General features: G+C 67.9%; 15 protein-coding genes and 1 pseudogene. 5 read left to right on the forward strand and 11 right to left on the reverse strand.

Going from position 1 to position 18,402, the window contains the following annotated elements:
- The first annotated feature begins 28 nt into the window (after window positions 1-28).
- The 3 genes and pseudogenes from OCW50_RS07870 to OCW50_RS07880 form a co-directional block, all read left to right on the forward strand.
- Window positions 29-1,261, forward strand: coding sequence for an argininosuccinate synthase (locus OCW50_RS07870; RefSeq protein ID WP_262271373.1), 1,233 nt, complete (start codon window positions 29-31; stop codon window positions 1,259-1,261).
- Between the two features lie 458 nt (window positions 1,262-1,719).
- Window positions 1,720-2,184, forward strand: coding sequence for a DUF2231 domain-containing protein (locus tag OCW50_RS07875; RefSeq protein WP_262271374.1), 465 nt, complete (start codon window positions 1,720-1,722; stop codon window positions 2,182-2,184).
- Window positions 2,177-3,514: pseudogene (locus OCW50_RS07880) on the forward strand (PQQ-dependent sugar dehydrogenase); the annotation flags it as partial. The gene OCW50_RS07875 and the pseudogene OCW50_RS07880, both read left to right, overlap by 8 nt.
- Window positions 3,515-3,623: 109 nt before the next feature.
- On the opposite strand, the gene OCW50_RS07885 reads toward OCW50_RS07880, so the two are convergent.
- Together OCW50_RS07885 and OCW50_RS07890 are read right to left on the reverse strand one after the other, a co-directional pair.
- The gene (locus tag OCW50_RS07885) at window positions 3,624-6,047 is read right to left on the reverse strand and encodes a penicillin acylase family protein (RefSeq protein WP_262297064.1); all 2,424 of its coding nucleotides are present in this window, start codon (window positions 6,045-6,047) and stop codon (window positions 3,624-3,626) included.
- Between the two features lie 365 nt (window positions 6,048-6,412).
- A complete protein-coding gene (locus OCW50_RS07890; RefSeq protein ID WP_262297065.1) occupies window positions 6,413-8,680 on the reverse strand; it encodes a PAS domain S-box protein in 2,268 nt (755 codons plus the stop codon).
- 772 nt (window positions 8,681-9,452) lie between these two features.
- On the opposite strand from OCW50_RS07890, the gene typA reads away from it, so the two are divergent.
- Both typA and OCW50_RS07900 read left to right on the forward strand, forming a co-directional pair.
- On the forward strand, window positions 9,453-11,279 hold the full coding sequence (gene typA / locus OCW50_RS07895; protein ID WP_262297066.1) for a translational GTPase TypA: 1,827 nt from the start codon (window positions 9,453-9,455) through the stop codon (window positions 11,277-11,279).
- Window positions 11,280-11,498: 219 nt separating this feature from the next.
- The gene (locus OCW50_RS07900; RefSeq protein WP_262271379.1) at window positions 11,499-12,122 is read left to right on the forward strand and encodes a glutathione S-transferase family protein; all 624 of its coding nucleotides are present in this window, start codon (window positions 11,499-11,501) and stop codon (window positions 12,120-12,122) included.
- 84 nt (window positions 12,123-12,206) lie between these two features.
- Here the strand turns inward: OCW50_RS07900 and OCW50_RS07905 are convergent, their stop codons facing one another.
- The 9 genes from OCW50_RS07905 to ubiB all read right to left on the reverse strand — a co-directional run bounded on the left by OCW50_RS07905 (window position 12,207) and on the right by ubiB (window position 18,399).
- Complete coding sequence (locus tag OCW50_RS07905; RefSeq protein WP_262271380.1) at window positions 12,207-12,371, reverse strand: hypothetical protein; 165 nt, start codon at window positions 12,369-12,371, stop codon at window positions 12,207-12,209.
- Window positions 12,372-12,560: 189 nt separating this feature from the next.
- Window positions 12,561-12,881, reverse strand: a complete 321-nt coding sequence (locus tag OCW50_RS07910) for a hypothetical protein (protein WP_262297067.1) — start codon at window positions 12,879-12,881, stop codon at window positions 12,561-12,563.
- Window positions 12,882-12,898: 17 nt separating this feature from the next.
- On the reverse strand, window positions 12,899-13,132 hold the full coding sequence (locus OCW50_RS07915) for a hypothetical protein (protein WP_262297068.1): 234 nt from the start codon (window positions 13,130-13,132) through the stop codon (window positions 12,899-12,901).
- 12 nt (window positions 13,133-13,144) lie between these two features.
- The gene (locus OCW50_RS07920) at window positions 13,145-13,501 is read right to left on the reverse strand and encodes a hypothetical protein (RefSeq protein WP_262297069.1); all 357 of its coding nucleotides are present in this window, start codon (window positions 13,499-13,501) and stop codon (window positions 13,145-13,147) included.
- Between the two features lie 143 nt (window positions 13,502-13,644).
- Window positions 13,645-14,625, reverse strand: a complete 981-nt coding sequence (gene cysK, locus OCW50_RS07925; protein WP_262271384.1) for a cysteine synthase A — start codon at window positions 14,623-14,625, stop codon at window positions 13,645-13,647.
- Window positions 14,626-14,699: 74 nt separating this feature from the next.
- Window positions 14,700-15,149 (reverse strand): RrF2 family transcriptional regulator, encoded by a 450-nt coding sequence (locus OCW50_RS07930; RefSeq protein WP_262271385.1) that lies wholly within the window; start codon window positions 15,147-15,149, stop codon window positions 14,700-14,702.
- 12 nt (window positions 15,150-15,161) lie between these two features.
- Complete coding sequence (dut, locus tag OCW50_RS07935) at window positions 15,162-15,617, reverse strand: dUTP diphosphatase (RefSeq protein ID WP_262271386.1); 456 nt, start codon at window positions 15,615-15,617, stop codon at window positions 15,162-15,164.
- Window positions 15,614-16,828, reverse strand: coding sequence for a bifunctional phosphopantothenoylcysteine decarboxylase/phosphopantothenate--cysteine ligase CoaBC (gene coaBC, locus OCW50_RS07940; protein WP_262271387.1), 1,215 nt, complete (start codon window positions 16,826-16,828; stop codon window positions 15,614-15,616). The genes dut and coaBC overlap by 4 nt, the downstream gene beginning before the upstream one ends.
- Window positions 16,825-18,399 (reverse strand): 2-polyprenylphenol 6-hydroxylase, encoded by a 1,575-nt coding sequence (ubiB, locus tag OCW50_RS07945; RefSeq protein WP_262271388.1) that lies wholly within the window; start codon window positions 18,397-18,399, stop codon window positions 16,825-16,827. Before ubiB ends, coaBC begins: the two co-directional genes overlap by 4 nt.
- Window positions 18,400-18,402: the final 3 nt, after the last annotated feature.

Consider the following 18,402-nt stretch of genomic DNA (forward strand, 5'->3'; position numbering starts at 1 on the left):
GAGCACCCTTATCATCGGAACCTTTGCTATGGCTGAGAAGCGCGTGAACAAGGTCGTGCTCGCCTATTCGGGCGGCCTCGACACCTCCATCATCCTCAAGTGGCTGCAGACCACCTACGGCTGCGAGGTGGTGACCTTCACCGCCGATCTCGGCCAGGGCGAGGAGCTGGAGCCCGCCCGCAAGAAAGCCGAGCTCCTGGGCATCAAGCCCGAGAACATCTTCATCGAGGACCTGCGCGACGAGTTCGTGCGCGATTACGTGTTCCCGATGTTCCGCGCCAACGCCCAATACGAGGGCCTGTACCTGCTCGGCACCTCCATCGCCCGGCCGCTGATCGCCAAGAAGCAGATCGAGATCGCCGAGAGGGTCGGGGCCGACGCGGTCGCTCACGGGGCCACCGGCAAGGGCAACGACCAGGTGCGCTTCGAGCTCGGCTATTACGCCCTGAAGCCCGACGTGACCGTGATCGCCCCCTGGCGCGAATGGGACCTGCGCTCCCGCGAGCAGCTCATCGCCTTCGCCGAGCAGCACCAGATCCCGATCGCCAAGGACAAGCGCGGCGAGGCCCCGTTCTCGGTCGACGCCAACCTCCTGCACGCCTCCTCGGAGGGCAAGGTGCTGGAGGATCCGGCCATGGAAGTGCCGGACTACGTCTATTCGCGCACCGACGGTCCGGAGACCGCCCCCGACACGCCGACCGTGATCAAGATCGCCTTCGAGAAGGGCGACCCGGTCGCCATCGACGGCCGGACGATGGGCCCGGCCGACCTGCTGGCGAAGCTCAACGAACTCGGCAAGATCAATGGCATCGGCCGCCTCGACCTCGTGGAGAACCGCTTCGTCGGCATGAAGAGCCGCGGCATGTACGAGACCCCGGGCGGCACGATCCTTCACCTGGCCCATCGCGGCATCGAGTCGATCACCCTCGATCGCGGCGCCGCGCACCTGAAGGACGAGCTGATGCCGAAATACGCCGAGCTCATCTATAACGGCTTCTGGTTCTCGCCCGAGCGCGAGATGCTCCAGGCCCTCATCGACAAGAGCCAGGAATTCGTCACCGGCGAGGTGACGCTCAAGCTCTACAAGGGCGGCGTCCACCTCATCGGCCGCCAGAGCCCCTACACGCTCTACGACCAGGACCTCGTCACCTTCGAGGAAGGCGCCGTCGCCTACGACCACCGTGACGCCGCCGGCTTCATCAAGCTCAATGCCCTGCGCCTGCGCACGCTCGCGCAGCGCAAGAAGAAGCTCGGGCTGTAAGCCATGCATGCGTCGGTCACGGCCGTCACCGCAGGCCGACGCATTCCATCCCGGCCTGACCGTGAAAAGCGTTCGGCTTCTGGCCGGGATGGTCGCAGCCCGTCCCGCCAGGGGGCCGAGCGTGCTGAGCGATCCTTACCCCTCCGGCCGCCGGAACGGGCCCTGGATCACTGTGCCGCGTCCGATCGGCTCCGGGGCGGTCCTCCGGGTCGAGCGGCTGCGGCTCGCATCCGTGCCAAGTCATCACCGGCTCACACCACTTCCACGTCATCACCGGGCTCGCCCCGGTGATCCCGATGAATTGAAGCGCCGGACCTTTCCGGTCGGGATGGCCGGGACAAGCCCGGCCATGACCTGGGAGGGTGGCAGGAAGGGCGGAGGCTGCCCTTCGGAGAAGACCTGGAACCTAACGGAATCTCGGCCGTAGACATCAAGTCCCATCGTCCGAGAGAGGCCCGATGCCGTCGCCCCAAGTTCCGTACCGGCCGTCGCGAGCGGCGGTTGCCGGGCATATGATCCAGCGATTGCTGGCGTCGTTCCCCGTCGCGTGCTTCATCCTGGCGCTCGCCGCCGACATCGCCTATTGGCGCACGTCGAACCTGGTATGGGTGGAGTTCTCCGCCTGGCTCCTGCTCGCGGGCATTACGGTCGGGGTGGCGGCCGCCGTGTTCGGGGCGATCTATTATCTGGTCCGGTTCCGGACCCGGGCCGTGCGGTTCGGCTGGCCCGCCGCCATCGGCACCCTCGTGGTCCTGATCCTGGCCTTCTTCAACAACCTGGCCCATGCGGCCGACGGCTGGACCGCGGTCATGCCCTGGGGGCTGACCCTGTCGGCCCTGACGGTGCTGGCCGTGCTCGTCACGCTCTGGCTCAGCACGTCGTTCGCCTACGGACCTGCCCTGGGAGAGCACGCCTATGACTGATCGCTTCCGCGTCCGGCCCGTCTCCGCGCTCGCGGGAACGGGCCTCCTGGCCCTGGCGCTCGCCGGCTGCAACGACGGCAACGGCAATTTCGACGTCGCGAGCCAGATCGGCCCCGATCCGGCCCTGCCGGCGCCCAGCACGGAGCTCATGCCCGACCTGAAGGTCGCCGAGGTGGTGGGCTGGAAGGACGGACAGGCGCCGAAGGCCCCGCAGGGGATGACCGTGACGGCCTATGCGAAGGACCTGGTCAGCCCGCGCCTGGTGCGCACCCTGCCGAACGGCGACGTGCTCGTGGTCCAGTCGCGGGCGCCCGAGGGCAAGCCCCTGTCGCGGCCCAAGGACTACATCCGGCAATGGATCATGGCGATCGCCAAGGGCGACAGCGGCGGGCCGAAGAAGGAGAGCAACCTGATCACTCTGTTGCGCGACACCAACCGCGACGGCACGGTCGACGAGCGCCACGACCTGCTCAAGGGGCTGAACTCGCCCTTCGGGGTGGTCTGGCACGAGGACATTCTCTATGTGGCCGCCGCCGACGCGATCCTGGTCTATCCCTACCGGCTCGGCGAGACCGCGATCACGGCCGCCCCCCGGGTGCTGGCGCCGCTTCCCGGCGGGCCGATCAACCATCACTGGACCAAGGACCTGGCCCTGAGCCCGGACGGACGGTTCCTCTACGCGTCGGTCGGCTCCAACTCGAATGCCGGCGAGCGCGGGCTCGAGGCCGAAAAGGGCCGGGCCGCCATCTGGCAGGTGGACCGCGCCACCGGCCTGTCCCGCGTCTACGCGTCGGGCCTGCGCAACCCCAACGGGTTGACGTTCCATCCCGAGACCGGAATCCTCTGGACGGTGGTGAACGAACGCGACGAGCTCGGCCCCAACCTCGTGCCGGACTACCTGACCTCCGTGCAGGAGAACGCCTTCTACGGCTGGCCCTGGAGCTATTACGGCAACCACGTGGACGAGCGCGTGCACCCGCCCCGTCCCGACATGGTGCAGAAGGCGGTGAAGCCCGATTACGCGCTCTCGAGCCACGTGGCGGCGCTCGGCCTGACCTTCTCGATGAACTCCACCCTGCCGGAGCCCTACCGGAGGGGAGCGTTCATCGGCGAGCACGGGAGCTGGAACCGCCAGGCCTTCAACGGCTACAAGGTGGTCTACGTGCCGTTCGAGAACGGCCGGCCGTCCGGCGAGGCGCAGGACGTGGTCACCGGGTTCATCGAGGGCGATCAGGCCCGCGGCCGCCCGGTGGGCGTGGCCATCGACGGCACCGGCGCCCTCCTGGTCGCCGACGATACGGGCAACGTCGTGTGGCGCGTGGCGGCGAGCGCCCCGGCTCCGAGCCAGTAACGGCCGGGACGGGTCCCCGCAAAAAAAGGACCGGCTTCGCGCCGGTCCTTTCCAGGGCCGTAAAGCCCGAGCGCCTCCCGCAGAAATCTCAGGGCGTCAGCTGAAGGCGCTCGCTCGCGGCCTTCTCCACCGCCTCGCGGGAATAGACCAGCGGCACGTAATCGCCGGTCGCCCAGAGGGGCGCGAGATCGCGGTAATGCGGGCTGTAGGGGTCTCCCGACTGGCCGGGCGTGTTGATCGCCCGGCTGGCGTCCCAGTTGCCCACGTCGAGCACCATGCGGAACGAGGCGCCGGACGTCACCTTGAACGTGGACGTGCTGTAGCCCGCCGCGTGGGGCACGTTGTTGCCGCCGCCCATCACCAGCGGCCCGACGGTCATCTGCGCCTGGGTGGCCTTGTCGGCCAGCGGCTTCAGGGCGTGACTGAACTCGGCCTGGTGCAGGTTGCCCCACTTCCACTGCGCCATGTCGTCGCCGAGAAGCTTGCCGACCTCGTCGGCCGCCGCCGTGAGGCTCTGGAGCAGGACCCTGTCCCGGGCCGTCGCCTGATCGGCCCCGAGGGCTTGGTCGGGCTTCTCGAGGTAGTCGACCACCGCCGAGAGGCTGCCGTTGCCGATGATGGCGCGGGCCGCCTCGGGCGTGGTCGCGGCCACTGTGGCGCGACCGAGATGCTTGCTGGTCCAGACCTCGAACAGGGCGGCGGCGGCGCTGTCGGCGGTCTCCCGGGCATCCCAGCCCTGCAGGAGCTCGAGCGCGGCCCGCTGCTTCGGGTCCTCCGAGCGAAGCGGCTTCACCAGCGCGACGAGCCTGCGGCCGAGCATGCTCGTGTCGTCGTTCTGCAGGTCCATGGCGTCCGCCAGGGTGAATTTCGGCTTCGCCTTCAGCACCTCCGTGATCCGCTCGAACCGGGCCGGATCGGCCCATTGGTCGAAGCCGATCCTGCGCTCGTTGACCGGGTAATCCGGCGGCAGGTTGTTCTGGTTGGCGGTCGCGAAGAAACCCTGGGCCGGGTTGTACTCCTTGGGCAGGTCGGACAGGGGGATGAACCCCTCCCACTCGTAGCGCCCGTCGCCCGGCACGGGCATGAGACCGTCATAGCTCACGCGCCTCGGCGTGAGGCCGCCCGGCACCCAGCCGATATTGCCGTCCGTGTCGGCATAGACCTGGTTTTCGGACGGAGCGCCCCAGCGGTTCATGGCCTCCAGGAAGCCGGTCCAGTTCTGGGCCGTCATGTAGTCCGACGAGCCGAAATAGGCCGAGGTGCCGGGATCGAACCAGACCGACCGCATGGCGAAGGCCCGCTGGCCGGCGTCGTCCTTCGAGAGAACCGGCCCGTGGCGCGTGAAGAGCAGATCGACATCGCGCGGCTGCTCGCCCTTCACCTCGATGGTCTCGCGCACGACCTTCATGTCCTCCCAGCCGTCGCGGAACTTGTACTGGTTGGCATTGGCCGGGTTGAGCTCGTAGACGTAGAGGTCCTCCTGGTCGATGGCGAAGATGGTCAACCCGAAGGCGATCTTGCCGTTGTGCCCGATGGAGACGCCCGGGAGGGCCGGCTCGCCGGCCCCGATCACCGACATGCCGGGCGCGTTCAGATGCACGATGTAGCGCAGGGACGGCACCCCGTGGGCCCGGTGCGGGTCGTTCGCCAGGATCGGCCGGCCCGTGGCCGTGCGGGAGCCCGCCACGACCCAGTTGTTCGACCCGATCCGGTCGATATTGGCCATGGCCTCGTTGAGGAAATCCTCGTGCGAGTCGAGGTAGGCCTTCTTCTGCGGCGCCACGAACGAGACGTCCTTGGTGCCGAGCTCGTAATCCTTCAGCACGTCCTTGGGGATGGAGCACGGGTCGAGGCCCGCCGGGACCTTGGTCTGCCATTCGGGCTCGAACTTGGTGCGCAGGCGGTCGGCATCGAGGCCGGCCGCGCAGGCGACCTGCGCGCGCCGCACCTCGGAGGCCACGTTGCGGGTCAGGCCGTGGCTGCGGATGCGGACCACGTCCTCGGGCTTCCACGGATCGGGCTGCGTGCCGGCGATTCGGAACTCCGCCGGCGCCGGCCGGGTGCCGTCCCGGACCTCCTGGACGAAGGCGTTCACGCCCTCGACGAAGGCCTCCGTGTAGGTCTTGGCGTTGGGCCCGTAGGCGGCCCATTCCTTGTCCATGTCGCCGCGGTAGAGGAACATGCGGGCGGCCCGGTCCTGCTCCGCGTAGTCGGGGCCGAAATCCTTCGCGAGCAGGCCGAGCCCGCGCTTGCGCCACAGGTCGATCTGCCAGAGCCGGTCGCGGGCCGCGTTGTAGCCCTGCATGAAGAAGGCGTCGTGCTGGTTCGCCGTGTAGATGTGCGGGATGCCCCAGTGATCGACGATGATTTCCGCCGGGGCCTGCAGGCCCTTCACCTGCTGCGACGTGGTCCGGACGGCGCTCGACATGTCGGCGAAGGCCGGAATGGCCGTGCTGGCGAGCAGAATGCCCACATACGGCATCAGGCGTGCGGTTCCGGTCAAAGCTCCCATCGCGTTTCCTCCTTGAGCGACATCGACCGTTCCCTTGTTCTCCAGGATCGGAGTGGCGTTCGGGAATCGGCCACCCGCGATGCTCGGCCCTTTGTCGGGCCGCGGACAATTGCATTCCTGACGGGGCAGATGTCCGGATGGGGAAGCTTGTCGCTCCGGGCCTCGACGCTATCTGGGCGCACGCGGGAAAAACATCGTGCCGGACGGAGAGCTGGCGCCTCCTTGGCGCCCGCCTGACCTTCTCGCCCAGCCGCCTCTCGCATCGAGACAAGCCCGGAGATGACCGCGGTGGCGAATGGCCGCCACGTTCCCGTGACGACGGCGCTCTCCCCTCACGACCGCAAGGCCAAGCCCGGCCTCACTGCTCAATGGGCTGAAGGGAGCTCCGCCGTCGCGCCCGTCTCGGTCAACGGAACGTTCATCACACAGACGACGCCGGTGGGCGCGTAGGTCAGCCGGACGTCCCCGCCGATGTCCTGCGCCAGGCTCCGCTCGATCAGCCGCGTGCCGAAGCCGCGGCGGGTCGGAGCGGTGACGCGCGGGCCGTCGCGCTCCTGCCATTGTAGCACCAGGCGCGGAACGTCGCCCGGCTCGACCGTCCAGGTGATGTGAACGCATCCCGACGGGACGGAGAGCGCGCCGTACTTGGCCGCGTTGGTGGCGAGTTCGTGGATCGCCATGGCGATGGCCAGGGCCGTCCGCGGGATGAGGCGCAGGCGCGGGCCCTCGATGTCGAGGTGCTTCGTCTTCTGCCGGAGATAGGGCTCGACGACCTCGTCGATGATCTCCCGGAGCTCCGCGCCTTCCCAGTTCTCGCGCGTGAGCACGTCATGGGCGCGGGCGAGCGCGAACAGGCGATCCTCGAAGGCCTGGAGCTTGGGGCGGCTCTCCTCGCTCAGCTGCCGCAGGCTCTGGGCGGCCATCGACTGCACGATGGTCAGGGTGTTCTTCACCCGGTGGTTCAGCTCGTTGATGAGGAGTTCCCGATGCTCCTCCCATTCCTTGCGCTCGTGGATGTCGACGCTCACGCCGAACCATTTCGCGATGGCGCCCTCCGGGTCGAGATGCGGCATGGCCCGGAAGGCGTGCCAGCGGTACTCCCCGTCCCGGCGCCGGTAGCGCACCTCGCCCTCGTAGATCTCGCCCGTCTCGCGGCAATGCTGCCAGTAGGGCAGGATGCGCGCCGCATCCTCGGGGTGCATCGCGCTGACCCATCCGTAGCCGAGCGCCTCCCCGGTGGGCTGTCCGGTGAACTCGTGCCAGCGCTCGTTCATGTAGAGGATGCGGCCGTCCTCCGACCCGACCCAGACCAGAGCGGGCGCCGCATTGGTGACGGTCTGGAACTCCGCCGCGCTCGTCCGCAGGCGCTCCTCGATCTCCTTGCGTTCGGTGATGTCGAGAACCGAGCCTACATAGCCCAGGAAGGTGCCGTCCTCGCCGATGCGCGGCGCGGCCGTGTCGATGGCCCAGCGATAGGTCCCGTCCGCCCGGCGGAGCCGGTATTCGAGCTGGAACGGCGCCTGCCGGGCATTGGCGGACCGGAACGTCTCGCCCGACCAGGCGCTGTCGTCCGGATGGACCGCATCGAGCCAGCCGAAGCCGAGCCCGTTCTCCGGCGACTGCCCGGTGAACTCGTACCAGGAGCGGGACAGGTAGGAGCAGGCCCCGTCCGGCTCCGTCACCCAGACCATCACCGGGGCGTTGTCGGCCAGATTGCGGAACCGGGCCTCGCTCTCGCGGACGCTTTCCTCCGCCTGGACCCGCTCGGTGACGTCGTATCCCTCGGAGAAGATGCCCGTGACATTGCCGTTGCGGTCCGTGATCGGCTGGTAGACCAGGTCGACGAAGCGGTCCTCGACGGGGCTTCCCGGGTGTCGCTGGAGGCCGACCCGAAGGTTGCGTCCGACGAACGGCTCGCCCGTCGCGTAGACCTTGTCGAGCAGCTCAAAGAAGCCCTGGCCGGCCACCTCGGGCAGGACGTCCCGGACGGGCTTGCCGATAATGTCGCGACGGTGGCCCACGAGCTGAAGATAGGCGTCGTTCGCCAGCTCGAAGACATGGTCGCGCCCGCCCAGCATCGCCATGAAGCCGGGCGCCTTCCGGAAGAGTTCGCGCAGCCGCTCCTGCTCCGCCCGCAAGGTGGCCCGCAGCTTGACCTCCCCGGTCGTCTCCGTGCAGGCGCAGAACATGCCCCCGATGCCGCCCGTCTCGTCGCGCACGGGCGAGTAGGAGAAGGTGTACCAGGTATCCTCCGGATAGCCGTTGCGCTCCATCACCAGGTGCAGGTCCTCGTGGAACGTCGCCTCTCCGGCGAGCGCCTTGGTGACCAGCGGCTCGATATCGGGCCAGATTTCCGACCATACCTCCCGGAAAGGCAGACCCAGGGCGTGCGGATGCTTCGCCCCGAAGATGGGCCGGTAGCCGTCGTTGTACAGGAAGGCGAGGTGCGGCCCCCAGGCGACGAACATGGGAAACTTGGAGGTGAGCATCAGGCTCACCACGGTCCGGAGGCTCTGCGGCCAGCGCTCCGGCTGACCGAGGGGCGAAGCGGCCCAGTCGTGAGACCGCATGAGAGCCCCCATCTCGCCGCCTCCGCTCAGGAAGTCGAGATTGGGCGCCGGCTTATGGTGCATCGTGACTGCCTGTCGCAAACGACCCGGCCTTTCGGTCGTGAAGTCTGGCGGAGCTGTCGGGATGCCGACGACGGGTGGACACGACCGTGCCGGGTCCGCCGGCGTCGCGGCCATGAACCCTGGCTTGCACGGAAGCCGGGAGTGGGGGCGCGGGCGGAATGTTCGAGATAGGGGTGGCCGACATGCCGACTTTCGGGAAGCAGAGAATATCCTGCCATTTAGGCCGTCGCACTGTTCATTCAATGATCTCCGGTCCTTGGGCGCCGAGCCCGGAGTGGCGTTCCCCTCGCCTCACCCGACACCCCGGGGCTTCCCGGCCACCCTCCGCCCGCCATGGCACCCTCCCCGTCACCCTCCGCCCGTCCTAACACCCTCCACGTCATCACCGGCCTTGTGCCGGTGATCCCGATCCGGTGAGGCGCGGCGCTTCTCAGAAGCGGGATGGCCGGGACAAGCCCGGCCATCCCGATCCGAAAGGCTCGGCGCTTCAGACAAGCGGGATCACCGGGACGAGCCCGGTGATAACGTGGCGGGGAGACACGGCCAGACCGATCCGGTGAGGCTCAGGGCTCCATGGCATCACGTTCAGCGGGACGAGCCCGGGAGGACGGAGGATGGCCGCATCCGCTTTGCTCAGAAAGGTTCCAGCCCGCCCTATTGCCGCCGCAGACTAATCACTATATTGCAGCGCATCAGATTTATCGCCCGGTACGAGCCAGGGGCGCGGCCAAGCTTGCCGCGTGCCGGGCCGCTTTGCTTTGAAAGACCCCGTATGAAACTCCGCAATATCGCCATCATCGCCCACGTCGACCACGGCAAGACCACCCTGGTCGACAAGCTGCTCCAGCAATCCGGCGCCTTCCGCGAGAACCAGCGCGTGGAAGAGCGCGCCATGGACTCGAACGACCTTGAGAAGGAGCGCGGCATCACCATCCTGGCGAAGGCGACCTCGGTGGTCTGGAAGGACACCCGCATTAACATCGTCGACACCCCCGGCCACGCCGATTTCGGCGGCGAGGTGGAGCGCATCCTGAGCATGGTCGACGGCGCCATCGTGCTCGTGGACGCGGCCGAGGGCCCGATGCCCCAGACCAAGTTCGTGGTGTCCAAGGCCCTCAAGATCGGCCTCAAGCCCATCGTGGCCATCAACAAGATCGACCGCCCCGACGCCCGCCATCAGGAGGTCATCAACGAGGTGTTCGACCTGTTCGCGGCCCTCGACGCCACCGACGAGCAGCTCGACTTCCCGATCCTCTACGGGTCCGGCCGCAACGGCTGGATGGCCAAGTCGCCGGAAGGCCCGAGCGACCAGGGCCTGGCGCCGCTGTTCGATCTCGTGCTCGAGCACGTGCCGCCGGCCAAGACCGAGGAAGGTCCGTTCCGCATGCTCGGCACCCTGCTCGAGTCGAACCCCTTCCTGGGCCGCATCGTCACCGGGCGCATCAGCTCCGGCTCGGTGAAGCCGAACCAGTCGATCAAGGTGCTCGACCGCGAGGGCAACGTGGTCGAGACCGGCCGCGTGTCCAAGATCCTGGCCTTCCGCGGCCTGGAGCGCCAGCCGATCGACGTCGGCGAGGCCGGCGACATCGTGTCCATCGCGGGTCTCGTGAAGGGATCGGTGGCCGACACCTTCTGCGCCCCTGAGAACGACATCCCGATCCAGGCGCAGCCGATCGACCCGCCGACCGTGACCATGTCGTTCATCGTCAACGACAGCCCGCTCGCCGGCACCGAGGGCGACAAGGTGACGAGCCGCATGATCCGCGACCGCCTGTTCAAGGAAGCGGAAGGCAACGTGACCCTCAAGATCGAGGAGGCGGCCGACAAGGATTCGTTCTATGTCTCCGGCCGTGGCGAATTGCAGCTCGCCATCCTGATCGAGACCATGCGCCGCGAGGGCTTCGAGCTCGCCGTGTCGCGCCCCCGCGTGGTGTTCGAGAAGGACGCGGACGGCCAGCTCCTCGAGCCCATCGAGGAAGTGGTCATCGACGTGGACGAGGAGCATTCGGGCGTCGTGGTGCAGAAGATGTCCGAGCGCCGCGCCGACATGATCGAGATGAGGCCCTCCGGCGGCAACCGCCAGCGCCTCGTGTTCTACGCCCCGACCCGCGGCCTCATCGGCTACCAGAGCGAGCTTCTCACCGACACCCGCGGCACCGCGATCATGAACCGCCTGTTCCACGCCTACGAGCCCTACAAGGGCGAGATCGCGGGACGGCGCAACGGCGTGCTGATCTCCAACGATTCCGGCGAGGCCGTGGCCTACGCCCTGTGGAACCTGGAGGATCGCGGCCCGATGATGATCGAGCCCGGCTGGAAGGTCTACCAGGGCATGATCGTGGGCGAGCACAACCGCGAGAACGATCTCGAGGTCAACGTGCTCAAGGGCAAGAAGCTGACCAACATCCGCACCACCTCCAAGGACGAGGCCGTGCGCCTGACGCCGCCGATCCGCATGACCCTGGAGCGCTCCCTCGCCTGGATCGAGGACGACGAGCTCGTCGAGGTGACGCCGAAGTCGATCCGCATCCGCAAGGCGATCCTCGACCCGAACGACCGCAAGCGCGCCGAGAAGCAGAAGGAAGCGCTGAGCGCCTGAACCACCGCTTCCCGCCACGACGAAAGGCCGCCCCGAGGGGCGGCCTTTTTCATGGGCTCTCTTTCTGATCTGGCGCACCTCGCGGCCGCCGGCCAGAGGTGTTTCCACAGGCGTGGAATCACCTCTCGTCTTGGCCGTGCCGCATTTTTGATGGCGAACCGGATCCACTTCGCCGAAAAATGCTCTATGCATGCGATGCAATAAAGATGCAGGGGCGTCATGCTGAAGATCTACGGCCAGCCGAAATCCATCAATGTGAGGAAGGTGCTTTGGACCTGCGCGGAGCTCGGCCTTCCGTTCGAGAGGGTCGATTGGGGCGGCGACACCCGGCCCGTCACGGACCCCGCGTTTCAAAGGCTCACCCCGGTCGGGATGATCCCGGTGCTTGAGGACGCCGGTCAGATGTTCTGGGAGTCGAACAGCATCGTCCGCTATCTCGCGGCCCGCGAAGGTCGCCGTGATCTCCTGCCCGGCGCACCGGCCGAGAGGGCCCATGTCGAGAAGTGGATGGACTGGCAGGTCTCCGACTTCAACAACACCTGGCGCTATGTTTTCCTCGGGCTTGTCCGCAGGAACCCGAATTTCCAGGACCCGGCGCAGATCGCCCGATCCTGGGATGGTTTCTGCTCCGCCGTTCGCGTGATCGACCGGGAACTGGCGCGCACCGGCGCCCATGTGGCCGGACCGCATTTCACCTGCGCGGACATCGTGATCGGTCTCTCGATCCACCGCTGGAAGAGCATTCCGCTCGAACGGCCCGATCTGCCGGCGATCGAACGCTACTACGATCGTCTCTGCGAACGGGAGGGATTTCGCACCTACGGCCGGGACGGTGGAGTGTAGAGGGGAGAAGTCGGCATCGGCTCCTCCCCAGACGCGAAGGGTGCTCCGATCACCCTCCGATCACCCCTCTGATCACCCCTCTGATCACCCTTCCGCCTTGCTGCTCTGGCCCTTCTTCGCGCCCTCGCCCATCGGGTTCGTCGAGTCCTCGCCCGAGGCCTCCGGATTCTCGCGGCCCTGCGGGGTCAGCCGGGGGGCGCTGATATCTTCCTCGGTGGCCTGCTTGGACTTGTCGTCGGTTTTTCCCATCGCTGCTGTTCCTTCTGATGCGTTCAAGATCCTCAGACGTGTCATCGAACTCACGCCCGATGCTTCAAGCTTTCGTTTTGGAGCATCTTTTCACTCAAAACCGGTTCCCACTTGTGCGTCCGATGCTTCAAGCTTTTGTTTGGGAGCATCTTTCCACGCAAAACCGGTTCCCACTTGTGCGTCCGATGCTCAAGTGGGGCCGCCGGAGCCGCCGGTCGGGCCCGAGCCGGAATCGGAGCCTGCATCCCCTTCGTTGCCGAGGGAGCCCGAGCCGCTCGGGTCGGTGAGCCCGGTCGCCCGTCCGCCCGCATCGGTGCCGCTCGTGGGGCTGCCCTTCGGCCCGCCGGGAATGGTGCCGGAGCCCACCTGGGTCTTGTTGGAGGGATCCACCGCGCCGCCGAGATCGAAGCCGGGGCGGTCCTGGGCGCCGGGGCCGGGATCCCGTCCGGCTTCGTCAGGGTCAGGACGTTCCGTCGGGACGCGGGGCCCCGCGTTGTGGTTCTGGGTCATGATGATCGGGTCCGTTCCTACGAGCTCGTGGAATCCGTCGCGTCGTGGTCGCCGACGTCCGGCAGGGCGCCCGTGCCGGGCGTCGAATCCGGGTTGGTCAGCGACGACTTGCTGTGGGGTCCTGCCGCCGGCTGCTTCCCGCCCGGGCCTTGTTCGGTCGACCTCTGCTGGCCGCCCTGCGGGTCGAGCCGCTTGGACTCCACGTCCTTCTTCGTGTCGTCGGTGTGATTGCCGTAGCCTGCATTGCCCATCGCCGTGTCCTTTCAGCCGTCCTGTTTGCCGTTCACGGCGGTGGCGCGCTCGATGGCTTCGGCGGTCGCGTCCTTGTCCTCGGGCGAGAGGCTCGCGTCGCTCAGGTGCCTGGTGGTCTCCGGCGTCTCGGCGGCCGTGAGCTCGTCATGGCCGTCCATGCCGGCCTTGCTGGTCTGGCCGGTCTGCCCCTGGCGGTAGTTGTAGGCCTCGCCGCCGGGCTCGCTCCATACGCGCCTCAGGGTCGCGTTGCCTTCGATGCCGCCGTCGCGGTTCGGATCGACGGGACTGTCGATGCCGCCGCGCTGCTCGTTGCGGATCTGATCCGCCGTCTGATCCTTGAGTGAATGAGGCGCCTTGCGTTCCGCCATGATGAACTCCTTGAAACATCGTTCGAATTTCGTGCGTGCAAGGAGAACCCGGCGGGCGGGGCGAAGTTCTGGCCACGCTTGCGCGGAGCGCCAACAAAAAGGGCGGCCGTGAAGCCGCCCCGATGGTCTGCGTGCCGAGAGGATCAAAGCCCTTCGAACAATGCGCTCGAGATGTAGCGCTCGGCGAAGGAAGGCGCGACCGTGACGATGCGCCGGCCCTTGAACTCGGGGCGCGCCGCCACTTCGAGCGCGGCCGCCACGTTGGCGCCGGTCGAGATGCCGCCGGGAATGCCTTCGAGCTTCGCGAGCCGGCGCGCAGTGTCGAAGGCCGTCTGGTTGCCGACCGTCACCACGTCGTCGATGAGCGAGCGGTCGAGGACATCCGGCACGAAACCGGCCCCGATGCCCTGGATCTTGTGCGGACCTGGCTGGCCGCCGGAGAGCACGGGAGAATCCTCCGGCTCCACGGCGATCACCTTCATGGCCGGCAGGCGCGGCTTGATCACCTGGGCGACGCCGGTGATCGTGCCGCCGGTGCCGACGCCCGCCACGAAGGCGTCGAACCGTCCGTCGGTGTCGTTCCAGATCTCCTCCGCGGTGGTCCTGCGGTGGATCTCCGGATTGGCCGGGTTCTTGAACTGCTGCGGAATGACCGAGTTGGGGATCTCGGTCAGGAGCGCCTCGGCCCGGGCCACGGCGCCTTTCATCCCCATGGGGCCGGGGGTGAGCACGAGTTCCGCGCCGAGATAGGCCAGCATCTTGCGACGCTCGATGGACATGGTCTCGGGCATCACCAGAATCAGCCGGTAGCCTCGCGCCGCGGCCACGAAGGCAAGCGCGATGCCGGTATTGCCGGAGGTCGGCTCGATCAGGGTCGTGTCGGGATTGATCGTACCGGCAGCCTCCATGGCCTCGATCATGCTGACGCCGATGCGATCCTTCACGCTGGAGATCGGGTTGAAGAACTCGAGCTTGACGAGGATCTCGGCGTCGATCCCGCGCTCCTTGGGCAGCCGGTTCAGGCGCACGAGCGGGGTGTTGCCGATGGTTTCCGTGATCGAGCCGTAGATGCGGCCGCGCCCGGGCTTGGCGTCGGAGCCCGACAGATGGGCGGTGTCAGCCATGAATATCCTCCTTCAGTTCGGCGGAAATTTAGCCTTTCCCATACGGAGTGTCGATCTTTGCCCCTATTCACATTTCAAATGGTGAAATCGACGGCCGGGGTCGTCTCGACAGCCGACTCAGCCTGCGCCTTCTGGCACAGATCCTCCACCGTCACCTTGTCGAGCTCGGCCAGGAACGCCTCGGTTCCGCGCTGCACCAGGGGCGACACGACGGCCTCGGCGAGGCGCGATTCCGGCACCGGAGAGGCTGCGTCCTCCTCAAGGGCCGACATGGCGATGCGCACGATGTCGCCGGCTGTGATCCGGCGTCGCTCGCGGGCGAGCTCGTAGCCGCCCCGGGGGCCGCGCACCCCCTTCAGGATGCCCTGACGGACCAGAGCCTGCAGGACCGGCTCGAGATAACGCGGCGGCAGGTTGTGCCGGGCCGCGAGCGCCTTGGCCGAAACCGGCATCGGCCGGGCGTGGAGCGCGATGTCCGTGACGGCGGCGATGGCAAGAAGCGAGCGGCGCGAGAGGAAATTCATGCGAGTGCTTCCCTACCCCAGCCCGGTCGATCCGAAGCCGCCTGCCGCGCGACCCGTTTCGTCGACCTGGCTCACCTCGACCAATTCTACCATGGTGACCGGGGCGACCACCATTTGGGCGATGCGCATGCCGCGGGCGATGGAAAAAGGCTCGGAGCCGAGATTGACGAGAAGCACCTGCACCTCGCCGCGGTAATCCGCGTCGACGGTGCCCGGCGTATTGAGCACGGTCACGCCATGGCGAAAGGCCAGCCCGGAGCGGGGCCGCACCTGGGCTTCGAAGCCGGGTTCGAGCTGCAGGACGAGGCCGGTGGGAACGAGCGCCCGCTGCATCGGCTGCAGGACGATCGGCGCCTCGGCCGGATGGGCGGCCACGAGATCCATGCCGGCGGCTCCGGCCGTCTCGTAGCGCGGCAGCGGCAGATCGGCCGCATGGGCGAGCCGCTGGATGCGCAGGCGCCGGCTCATGGCTGTCCCCCTTTCGCCATGGCGCCCAAGCGCTCCACGAGCTTCTTGGCCACGTCGGCTTTCGACAGGGTCGGCCAGGTCTCCACGCCTGACGCGCTGACGAGATGCACCGTGTTGCTGTCGCCCCCCATGACGCCACCCGCCGCGGACACGTCGTTGGCCACGATGAGGTCGCAGCCCTTCTTCGCGAGCTTCTGCCGGGCATGCTCGATCACGTGCTCGGTCTCGGCCGCGAAGCCCACCATCAGCGGCGGGCGGTCCTCGCTGCGATGGGCGATCGTGGCGAGAATGTCGGGATTCTCGGCGAGCGACAGGTTCGGCAGCGCGCCGTCCTTCTTCTTGATCTTCTGCTCGCCCGCGTTGGCCACGCGCCAATCGGCGACGGCCGCGGCGAAGATTCCGATATCGGCCGGCAGGGCTTTCTCGACGGCATCCAGCATCTCGCGGGCGCTCTCCACATGGACGGTCGTCACGCCGGCTGGATCCGGCAGCGTCACGGGGCCCGCAATCAGCGTGACCCGGGCCCCCGCGTCGGCGGCTGCCTTCGCGATGGCATGGCCCTGCTTGCCCGAGGAGCGGTTGGCGATGTAGCGGACCGGATCGATGGGCTCGTGCGTCGGTCCCGAGGTCACGATCACATGCCTGCCGGCCAACGGCCCGGACGGGGCGAGAAGGCGCTCCGCGGCAGCCGCGATCTCGAGCGGCTCGGCCATGCGGCCGGGGCCGAACTCGGCCTCTGCCATGGCGCCGTCATTGGGCCCCACCACATGAACACCGTCCTGTCGGAGGATCGTCAGATTGCGCTGCGTGGCCGGATGCTGCCACATGCGCACGTTCATGGCCGGAGCGATCAGGATCGGCAGGATCGTTGCGAGCAGCACCGTGGAGGCGAGATCGTCCGCATGGCCGCCGGCCATCTTGGCCATGAGATTGGCCGTGGCCGGCGCGACGATCACGAGATCCGCATCGCGGGCGAGCTTGATATGGCCGATATCCGCTTCGTCCTCACGGTCGAAGAGATCGGTATGCGAGCGCTGGCCCGTGAGGGCGGAGGCCGCGAGCGGGGTGATGAAGGCCTGCGCGCCCGCGGTCAGGATGCAGCGGACGGAGGCGCCGCGCTCCCGCAGGCGGCGGATGAGGTCGAGCGACTTGTAGGCCGCGATGCCGCCGCCGATGACGAGGAGGATGCGTTTGCCCGAAAGCGCCGTCATGCGAAGCCCCTGAACAGCATGATCATCAGCGAGGCCGCGATGATCCACAAGGCCGCCACGCCCCAGCGGTTGCCCCGCGCCTCGGCCCGGCCGATGGCCGCGACGCTGTCCTGGTCGAGCGCCACGCCCCGGGCCGTCACGTCCTCGAGCTGGTTGAGCACCCGCTCGGCCCGCAGGGCCAGCTCGGGCAGGTCGCCGATGACGCCGGCGAGCGTCCACAGGCCGCGGCCCGCCTGCTCGGCGCGGCCCAGCGGCCCGAGGTTGCGCTCGATCCAGTCGCGCACCACGGGCTCGGAGGTGGTCCACATGTCGAGCTTCGGATCCAGGTTACGGGCCACGCCCTCGACCACCACCATGGTCTTCTGCAGCATGACCAGCTCGATGCGGGTCGCCATGTCGAACAGGGCCGTGATCTCGAACAGGAGCGTCAGGAGCTTCGCCATCGAGATCTCGTCGGCGCGGCGATCGTGGATCGGCTCGCCGATGGCGCGGATGGCCTGGGCGAAATCCTCCACCGAATGGTGCGGCGGCACGTAGCCGGCCTCGAAATGCACCTGCGCCACCCGCAGATAGTCGCGGCGGATGAACCCGAGCAGAATTTCGGCGAGGAAGCGCCGCTCCTTCAGGCCGAGACGGCCCATGATGCCGAAATCGACGGCCACGAGGCGCCCTTCCGCATCCACGAACAGGTTGCCCGGATGCATGTCGGCGTGAAAATAGCCGTCGCGGATGGCGTGGCGCAGGAAGGACTGGATCACCGTGCGCCCGAGCGCGACCCGGTCGAGGCCCGCCGCTTCGATCCCGGCCAGATCGTTGAGGCGGATGCCTTCGATCCACGTGGTGGTGAGCACGTCGCGGGCGGTGAGGTCCCATTCCGGCTTCGGCACGCGGAAATCCGGGTCGTCCTTCGTGTTCTCCGCCAGTTCCGAGACGGCCGCCGCCTCGAGGCGCAGATCCATCTCCACGGCGACGGAGCGGGCGAGCGCCTCCACGATCTCCAGCGGCTTGAGGCGGCGGGCGTCGGGAACCACGCGCTCGAACAGGCGGGCGGCCGCGCGCATGGCCTGAAGATCGCGGGCGAAGCCCTCGCGCACACCGGGGCGCACGACCTTGACCGCCACCGTCTCCTCGCCTTCCGCCGTGCGGATGCGGGCCCGGTGAACCTGCGCGATGGAGGCGGCCGCGATCGGCTCGCTGAATTCCAGGAACAGCGCATCGATGGGGCGGCCCAGGGCGATCTCGACCATGCGCACCGCCTCCGCCCGCGGGAAGGGCGGCATGCGGTCCTGCAGGCGCTCCAGATCGCGAGCCGCCGCCACGCCGACGATATCCGGGCGGGTCGCGAGGAACTGGCCGAATTTCACGTAAGACGGCCCGAGCCGCGTCAGGGCCTTGGAGAGCCGCGCCGCTCCGTCGCCGGCCTGCGGCCGCTCGACGAGGCGCGCCATCCTCAGGCCGAAGCGGGCGGAGGGCGGCAGGGCGCTCGGATCGACGAGCGCCAGGGCGCCTTCGCGGGCCAGGACGAACCCGGCGCGCAGGTTGCGGGCAAGATGAACGAGGCTGCCGATCACGTG

It is taken from the genome of Microvirga sesbaniae (genome assembly GCF_025460805.1).
GTDB classification, from domain to species: domain Bacteria; phylum Pseudomonadota; class Alphaproteobacteria; order Rhizobiales; family Beijerinckiaceae; genus Microvirga; species Microvirga sesbaniae.

Coding starts and splice junctions, on each gene's coding strand:
- OCW50_RS07875 (WP_262271374.1), top strand. CDS start 1,720: ATGCCGTCGCCCCAAGTTCCGTACCGGCCGTCGCGAGCGGCGGTTGCC.
- OCW50_RS07910 (WP_262297067.1), bottom strand. CDS start 12,881: ATGACCCAGAACCACAACGCGGGGCCCCGCGTCCCGACGGAACGTCCT.
- dut (WP_262271386.1), bottom strand. CDS start 15,617: ATGAGCCGGCGCCTGCGCATCCAGCGGCTCGCCCATGCGGCCGATCTG.
- OCW50_RS07890 (WP_262297065.1), bottom strand. CDS start 8,680: ATGCACCATAAGCCGGCGCCCAATCTCGACTTCCTGAGCGGAGGCGGC.
- typA (WP_262297066.1), top strand. CDS start 9,453: ATGAAACTCCGCAATATCGCCATCATCGCCCACGTCGACCACGGCAAG.
- OCW50_RS07900 (WP_262271379.1), top strand. CDS start 11,499: ATGCTGAAGATCTACGGCCAGCCGAAATCCATCAATGTGAGGAAGGTG.
- coaBC (WP_262271387.1), bottom strand. CDS start 16,828: ATGACGGCGCTTTCGGGCAAACGCATCCTCCTCGTCATCGGCGGCGGC.
- OCW50_RS07930 (WP_262271385.1), bottom strand. CDS start 15,149: ATGAATTTCCTCTCGCGCCGCTCGCTTCTTGCCATCGCCGCCGTCACG.
- OCW50_RS07885 (WP_262297064.1), bottom strand. CDS start 6,047: ATGGGAGCTTTGACCGGAACCGCACGCCTGATGCCGTATGTGGGCATT.
- OCW50_RS07905 (WP_262271380.1), bottom strand. CDS start 12,371: ATGGGAAAAACCGACGACAAGTCCAAGCAGGCCACCGAGGAAGATATC.
- OCW50_RS07920 (WP_262297069.1), bottom strand. CDS start 13,501: ATGGCGGAACGCAAGGCGCCTCATTCACTCAAGGATCAGACGGCGGAT.
- cysK (WP_262271384.1), bottom strand. CDS start 14,625: ATGGCTGACACCGCCCATCTGTCGGGCTCCGACGCCAAGCCCGGGCGC.
- OCW50_RS07870 (WP_262271373.1), top strand. CDS start 29: ATGGCTGAGAAGCGCGTGAACAAGGTCGTGCTCGCCTATTCGGGCGGC.
- OCW50_RS07915 (WP_262297068.1), bottom strand. CDS start 13,132: ATGGGCAATGCAGGCTACGGCAATCACACCGACGACACGAAGAAGGAC.